An 8133-nucleotide genomic window follows, 5' to 3' on the forward strand; every position below is an offset into this window, starting at 1 on the left:
TTCTATCTTCTATCTTCTATCTTGTCTCTTGTCTCTTGATTCTTGTCTCTTGCTTCTTGTCTCTATTTTCTATTTTCTAACTCCTAATTTCCAACCCACACAATAACTTACCATAAAACAGAGTTTAGTAATTGAGATTTTTAATTCGAGTAAAAAAGCATTGTCAGTCATAAAATGCCGGTTGGGTATTTTGGGCAGCAATCGGAAGAATGTTTTTTAATGTACGTTTCATCTTATTATACTATATTTGCCCAAAGCATAAAAGATGAGACATACGGAACAACATTTTTTTGTTCACAGACCGTACTCTTGCTTGTTTCATATTAGTAAAAACAAATGGCTTTAAAAAAGACCTGCCTTTTATTGGTGTTACTCCTTTCGGTAACCACTCATTCTCAAATCGTTAGAAAATATTCCAACGAATTCATGAGCATTGGTGTGGATGCGGCGGCACTGGGTATGTCAAATGCGGTCGTTTCCCATACTTCCGATGTCAATTCGGGCTACTGGAATCCGGCTGGTCTTCTGAAAATGGAAGACAAACAGGTTTCCTTAATGCACGCCGGCTATTTTGCCAACATCGCCCAATATGATTACGCCGCTTTTGCCATGCCGATAGACGATCGGAGTGCTATTGGAGTATCCCTGATCCGTTTTGGGGTGGATGACATCATGAACACCACTCAACTTATCGACAGTCAGGGCAATGTGGATTACAACCGGATCAGTCTGTTTTCCGCGGCCGATTACGGTCTGACCGTTTCCTACGCAAGAGCCTTACCGGTGCAGGGATTCAACTATGGAATAAACGCGAAAATCATCCGTCGTATCATCGGGGAATTCGCCACTTCCTGGGGCTTTGGTTTCGATTTGGGAGTGCAGTATGAAACCCGGGACGAGTGGAAATTCGGACTGATGCTTCGCGATATTACCACAACTTACAACGTTTGGGCCATCAACGACGAGGAGTTTCAGAAAATCAAGGATGCGGTGCCGGGGGAGAACCAGGAAGCACCCGAAACTTCCGAAATCACCTTACCGAAAGCACAATTTGGGATGTCCAAAAAATTCATCTTCCACTACGATTACAGCCTTTTGGCAGCGACGAACTTAAACATGCAGTTTGCCCGAACCAACGATATCATTTCAAGCAATCTGGTAAGTATTGATCCGGCCATCGGATTTGAGGGCGGTTACATCGACTTGGTATTCCTTCGTGCCGGCTTGGGTAATTTTCAGAACATTACCGAAATAGACAATTCAAAAAAACTGAGTTTCCAGCCCAATATCGGTATCGGATTCAAATACAAAGGCATTCAGGTGGATTACGCATTAACCGATTTGGGTGACCAGAGTGCGGCATTATATTCCAATATTTTTTCCCTAAAAGTTGATTTAGGCATTTTCAGATAATGACACCATATTCCCTATCCGCAACATTTTTCAGGTATTTATTCTTATCACTTTTCTTTGTCACTTTAACAAGAGCTCAAAGCGCTTACGTATCCGAAAAAGCAACCATAAGCCTGCTAACCTGCGGAACCGGAGCCGAATTATACTCCCTGTACGGACATACGGCCTTGCGGATCAACGACCCGGTAAATCAGATTGACATCGTTTACAACTACGGCGCCTTCGATTTCAGTACACCTAATTTTTACGGGAAATTTGTAAAAGGTGATTTGCAGTACTTCGTTACCACCAGCAGTTTTGAAGAATTCAATTACAGCTATGTGTATGACAACCGCGATATTTTCGAGCAGAAACTAAACCTGTCCCACCAACAGAAACAAAAGATCTATGCCGAATTAAACGACGTACTGGCTTCCGAAAAACGCTTCTACACTTATAAGTTCATCGACCGGAACTGTACTACCATGGTTCGCGATGTGATCAATAACGTGCTGCCCCAGCCCATTTCAACCAATGTACCCGATACCCAAAAAAAATACCGTCAGATCCTATACGATTATCAGACCGATAAATTTTATGAAAACCTGGGCATCAACCTTATTTTCGGAGCAAAAACCGACAGGCAATGCGACCAGCTGTTCCTTCCCATAGAATTATTACAGGGCATTGAGCAGACAAAAATCAACGGTAAAAAATTATCTGACGGTACCGTAACCGTTTTTAAGAGTCAGAATACCGAAACTCAAAAATCGGTTTGGAATAACATTTATACTTTTGCATTGGCATTGTTAACTATTGCTTATCTGGCTTACAAAAAGAAAACGGCAGCCCTGATATATTTAACACTTATAGGCTTACTTGGCCTTTTCTTTTCTTTGGTCGGACTCTATTCCCTGCACCAGGAAGTGTTGTGGAATTACAATGTATTGGTTTTGAGTCCGCTTTACATACTTTTGGTTGGGTTCGTAATCCGAAAAAATACCGTTTGGACCAACCGTTTAGTATATCTGAGTTTTGGTTTGATTGGAATATATGTAATTTACATGCTGAACAAAGCTCATTTAGTGATGATGCTTCCGATAATCATAACAACGATTGTGTCGCTTTGGAAAATTAAAAAATGTACTCTTCAGGTGTAACACCAACATAGAAAGACAAGTATCATTACAGACCTGACAGGTTTTAAAAAACTGTCAGGTCTGTAGCGAAACAAAAGAATATACTGCAAAAACAGCTTCCGATAGCTATCGGCATCCAGCCACATCGAACCTCCCGATTACTATAAGAGCACTTCAAAAGATCATTCCAAAAACTGCTTTCTGAACACTGAACACTGCCTTCTGCTTTCTGCTTTCTGCTTTCTGCTTTCTGAACACTGAGACTGAACACTGAATACTGAATACTGCCTTCTGCTTTCTGCTTTCTGACCACTGAGACTGAAAACTGAGACTGAAAACTACCCTACTGCCCCCTGAAAAACAAAACCGTACTAAGCGTCTTAATCACAATATTCACATCTAGGAACAAACTTCGGTGTTTGATATAATACAGATCGTATTGCAGTTTAATCAGGCTGTCTTCGATGGTTTCCCCGTAAGCATGTTTTACCTGCGCCCAACCGGTAAGTCCGGGTTTGATAACGTGACGGGTTTGGTAAAAAGGCATGATTGCCGCAATTTGGTTCACAAAAACAGGACGTTCCGGGCGGGGTCCTATTACCCCCATATCACCTTTTAATATATTGATGAACTGAGGAAACTCGTCAATTCTGGTTTTTCGCAGAAACTTTCCGAAAGGAGTAACCCGGGTATCATTCGCGGTGGCAAAAACAGCACCGTTAGCTTCCGCATTGGTTACCATCGAACGGAATTTATAGATTTCAAAAGGAATACCATTTTTACCGATGCGCTCCTGCGTATAGAGTAGCGGACCTTTATTGGCAAAGAAATTCCCGACTATCAGAAAGGGAACAAATAGCAAACCGACCGTCAGCCCAATAAGCGACATCAGAACATCAAACAAACGGATAGAATACTTATATAATTTATTCTGATTGCTTCTGCTGAAAGGGAAATATTTATAAAAATCCTTTTCGGTAAACTGAACAGGGAGACGGTAAGTACTTGTTTCATATACCTGCGAATACTCACGGATGACAATCCCTTTTTCTAGAAACGACAGCAACTTATCATATATTTCAACAGGAACCTCCTCATTGGATTTGTTGGCAATTACGATTTCCGAAATCGAGTTTGTTCGTATAAAATCATCAAGTGCCTCAGGAAGAATTTTTTCAAGGCGCACCTGCTTTTTTAGTGATTCCCTGGTACTCAGATACCCCATCACTTTATAGTTAGGATCGGCCTTTTCGAGTTCCGAAACCAAACCGTCAACCGATTTGTCATCGGCAAGAAAGAGTACTTTTTTATAAAAATGGTGTGAGGCAAGGAATTTCTGATAGAACATCCGCCACAAAAACAAGGCACTTAATATGGCAACATAAAAAATGATGATCTGTAATCGGTTTTTAGGCAAAGGCGGAGTCAATATCGGTGTTAACAGGTAAACCGAAACGGTAGTGGTGGCCGTCAGGATGATACTTTTAATGATCTGAAACTGATTTCCAGCCACCTGCAGATTATACATTTCGAATACCGTCCCGAAGAACAAAGTATAAAATGCCAGCACAAAAGTCCAATAATAACTGTTTACGGAAATGCTGAAGTAGTCGAATTTAAGATACATCCCGAGTAAATACAAGGTCAAAAGCACCAGTAACACATCGAAAGCACGAAGAAGAATCTTCCGTTCGGATATTTCGAAATGTATTTTTTTGTTATTGGTCATATTTCCTATGTATCGACGCAAATTAACAAATAATTATAAAGAAAAACACCAATGTATAACAATTAACAAAATAATTGTTTAATCTCGCTACTATCCCCTACCCCTCTAAGGATTTCAATCGTACTGATCCTATCAAAGAATCTCTTTCCCTTTCTGATTTCTAACCAATATGACTGAAACTGAACACTGTGACTGTGACTAAAAACTGTGACTGAGACTGAAAACTGAGACTGAGACTGAAAACTGAGACTGAAAACTGAGACTGAAAACTGAGACTGAAAACTGCGACTGAGACTGAAAACTGCGACTGAGACTGAGACTGTGACTGCGACTGTGACTGCGACTGAAAACTGTGACTGAAAACTGCGACTGCTCACTAACCACTAACAAACAACCCCTTCCACTGCTCCTTAACCACATTCCAGTCCCATTGTTCCGCTTTGGCTCGGGCATTGCGTGTCATTGTTTGAACCATGTCTTGATTTCCAAGTAAAACCCGTATGGCCTTCACCATGCCCTCCACATCCCCATCACCAACCAACAAAGCATCCTTTTTATCCTTCAATAAAAACGGAATCCCTCCTACATTGGTACTTACCACTGGCAATCCCAGTGCCATGGCTTCCATGACACTTACCGGAGTATTATCAAAATGTGTAGTATTAAGGAAAATATCATAGCTTTTGGACAATGTAATCCACTCTTCTTTGGCAAGTCTGCCTGTAAAACGGACATCACACCCTTGCTCAAGAGCATATTGTTTGCTCTGCTCGCCACTCCCATCCTTATCAGGTCCCACCATGCACAATTGCGCATCCGGATATTTTTTTTTCACTTCTTTTAGCACATCCACAGCCATTAACGGGTTGTAAATGTCCGCAAATGCGCGCACCCAAAGCAGCTTGGGCTGCAATTGTTTTCTTTCTTTAAAGGGATATTTTTGGATTTCCATACTGTTCGGTATAAAAACCAAGTTTTCAAAACCTGCTTTTTCAAACTCATGAAGCAGGTAATGCGACGGAGCCACATTTTTATAGGCATTCCCGAAAAGCATACTGCAAAGTTTTGGGTTGCTTTTCAAGCGGTTGGGAAGGTTACCGCCATGCAGTATCGGAATGTATTTTTTTCCCAACACCCCGCACAATTGACTTACCAAAAAAGCATACCAGAAAGCAGAGGTACTGTAAGTATCGATTAAAACATAATCGGTTTTTCGGGATTGTATAACAGCCCATAGCATATCCAACAACCTAAGGCTTGGATTTTTTTTATCGGAAGCACTGGCTACACTATACCCTTCCCAGATAAGATGATTACTAAGCGTTTCTATCGTGGTAACATTCAGTCCTTTTCCGGACAACTTATTCCCTAGGTACAGCAGGTTTTTCAATAGCGTATACTTTTAACAGTGAAAGGGCATAAACAAAGGCCGGGGCAGCCAGACGCATAGCGGCATGGTTGATGGTTAAAAGCCAGAAAACCATAAAAGACAACATGAAAATATGCTGCCGGTTATCGAGATACAATACCAACGGCGTTAACAACAATATTAAAAGACAGAACACTCCCAACGAACCATGCTCTGCCAGCATCCGGGTGATTTCATTATGGGAAGCCGACTCAATACCGGTCAGTTCTTCCCTATACTCTTTATTCTTTCCGACTCCAATACCTAAAATCGGATTATCCAGAAACATCTTCCATTCCGATTCAATCAGTTTCTCCCGCCCGGTTAATTTACTGGCCTTTACTCGTCCTCTGGCATCCTGGTTCGCATAGCGTTTATCGATTAGTCCACTGGTTTGCAAGGAACTGTAAGTCCATACCCCCAACGTTGCAAAAGCGGTAAATACCAAAATCAGCATCAGTTTGGAGCGTCCTCGAATATTAGTTTGAAAATACAAAACTAATAACAGAAGAACTATCATCACACCTGCTGTCATAACCCCACCACGCGAAAAGGTGACAATGCCTCGAAAAGCAAACAGCAAAACAAGTATTCCGTTAATTATTTTCAGTTTTGTGGTGGACGATCGCAACAGAAACTGAACGAAAAAGATAAAAATACCAAAACCCAAAATCGTAGACATTTGATTGGGACCAAATCCCCCTGAAGTTTCAAAATTGGATTGTGTACCGGTTACCGTATCCTTAATGCTTGGATTATACAGATACACATAAGTAAGTATCGAAATCAATGGAAAACCGAATACAGTAAGAACATCCAGTAGGCGATCAAACGTAATTTGTCTTCGATAACAATAAATCGCCGAAATACCCAAACAAATAGGCCCAGAAATATTAAAAGCAATCGCCTTTCGTATATCGGCCTGATACGATAAGGTGAATGTTGACAAAATCATTCCGGGGACAAGTAACAGTAAAAAGATCCAATATACTGCAGAACTTTTCTTCAACCCTGTAAAATAAATCCCCATCAGCATAAAAAGAATAATGGAATATTTCCCATACTCATTAATATGCATTCCTCCGGTCATACGCAACAACACTTCAATACTCATCACATAGGCAGACAAAATTAGGGCTTCATTATTTCGGTTTTGTGTTTTGTTAAGATAATAAATACCGAAACCAAAAATACAGATACTATATATTTTACTCAAAAAAGGAAATACAAAAACCAAGAGACCAATCCCTACATGGATAAGCAATAAGGATATATAATTACTCTCATTATTTTTCATTACCAATATATTTCAGATAGTTATTGATTACAGCCGTATTTGTATATTTCAAATGTATATCTTTTTTCAGTTGTCCCCCTATAGTATCTCTCAAATCGCTACTCAATATAAGTTTTTCTAGGGAACCGACAAAGGAAAGAACATCTTCCGAAGGAACCAGAAAACCATTATCTTCATTTATAAAATTGGGAATTTCTCCAACGGCTGTAGCTACAACCGGTAAACCGAAATAGCCGTACTCCAAAAGTGAAACAGGTAAACCTTCAGATAACGAGGTCAATATCGCAATTTCCGATTGTCGAATGGCTGATGCGATACCATTAGAAGAACCATAAATAAAAAATGATTTTTCCAAACCTTCATCAGCAATTCTTTTGTGAAGTGCTTTGGAATAATCATCTTGAAAATCCTTACCTATCAGATGAAAAGTCCAATCCGGAAATTTATCTTTTATCTTTAAAGCTACATTAACCAACATTTGGTGATTTTTCTGCGGTCTCAGATTAGCCAGACAAAGTATCCTTTTCCCTTTATCCCCTTTTAGTCTTATTGAAACTGTATCCTCAGCAAACAAAACAAAATTTGGTAAAAAGAGTACTTCTTTACAGCGTAGATTTTTAAGAGCCCAAGTAGATAAGAGTTCATTTACTACAATAATTTTATAGAAAAACAAAGATCCTATCTTAAGTAACATTGCTTTGCGTTTTTCCAAAAACTCACTGTTACCGTAGTGATCATGCCATACAATTTTTAACTTCGGATAAACCATTTTCACCAATAATGCAATAAAAAAAGAACTGCTGTGCGCATGAACTATTTCTATGCTGTTTTTTTTGATAAAATTCCGTAATCGTAAAACAGCGGGAAGATCAATACGCCTTTTTTTATCCAAAAAAAGATAATTCACATTGGAATACAACTGTCCTTTCAACTCCCCTTCCTTCCGTGTAGCCACCAGACCCGAAAACTCAATATTGTCCGAAAGAGCATTGGCATAATTCACCGCCATGCGCTCCGCACCTCCCGGTTCCAAACTGTCTATTAATTGAAGTATTCGCAAAATCCCGCTTTATTTTTTTATATCTATTTATTACCCCTGTCATTCCGACGCAAGGAGGAATCCCACTATTATTTTGAGCCTGCCGAAGCCCTTCTCCCTTCTCCCTTC

6 protein-coding genes are annotated in these 8133 nt (G+C 40.0%); 2 read left to right on the plus strand and 4 right to left on the minus strand.

The features are described 5' to 3' along the window. Positions 1-336 precede the first annotated feature (336 nt). Positions 337-1413 (plus strand): putative type IX sorting system protein PorV2, encoded by a 1077-nt coding sequence (locus FLJC2902T_RS14135; RefSeq protein WP_023580492.1) that lies wholly within the window; start codon positions 337-339, stop codon positions 1411-1413. Next, complete coding sequence (locus tag FLJC2902T_RS14140) at positions 1413-2552, plus strand: lipoprotein N-acyltransferase Lnb domain-containing protein (protein ID WP_035678939.1); 1140 nt, start codon at positions 1413-1415, stop codon at positions 2550-2552. Before FLJC2902T_RS14135 ends, FLJC2902T_RS14140 begins: the two co-directional genes overlap by 1 nt. Positions 2553-2874: 322 nt before the next feature. On the opposite strand, the gene FLJC2902T_RS14145 is transcribed toward FLJC2902T_RS14140, so the two are convergent. The 4 genes from FLJC2902T_RS14145 to FLJC2902T_RS14160 all read right to left on the minus strand — a co-directional run bounded on the left by FLJC2902T_RS14145 (position 2875) and on the right by FLJC2902T_RS14160 (position 8025). Beyond that, positions 2875-4260, minus strand: coding sequence for an exopolysaccharide biosynthesis polyprenyl glycosylphosphotransferase (locus FLJC2902T_RS14145; protein ID WP_023580493.1), 1386 nt, complete (start codon positions 4258-4260; stop codon positions 2875-2877). A gap of 376 nt (positions 4261-4636) precedes the next feature. After that, on the minus strand, positions 4637-5650 hold the full coding sequence (locus FLJC2902T_RS14150) for a glycosyltransferase family 4 protein (protein WP_023580494.1): 1014 nt from the start codon (positions 5648-5650) through the stop codon (positions 4637-4639). Continuing rightward, on the minus strand, positions 5622-6965 hold the full coding sequence (locus FLJC2902T_RS14155; RefSeq protein ID WP_035678941.1) for an O-antigen ligase family protein: 1344 nt from the start codon (positions 6963-6965) through the stop codon (positions 5622-5624). Before FLJC2902T_RS14155 ends, FLJC2902T_RS14150 begins: the two co-directional genes overlap by 29 nt. Further along, positions 6955-8025, minus strand: a complete 1071-nt coding sequence (locus FLJC2902T_RS14160) for a glycosyltransferase (protein ID WP_023580495.1) — start codon at positions 8023-8025, stop codon at positions 6955-6957. Before FLJC2902T_RS14160 ends, FLJC2902T_RS14155 begins: the two co-directional genes overlap by 11 nt. Between the last annotated feature and the right edge of the window lie 108 nt (positions 8026-8133).

The organism is Flavobacterium limnosediminis JC2902 (genome assembly GCF_000498535.1).
Classification (GTDB): Bacteria; Bacteroidota; Bacteroidia; order Flavobacteriales; family Flavobacteriaceae; genus Flavobacterium; species Flavobacterium limnosediminis.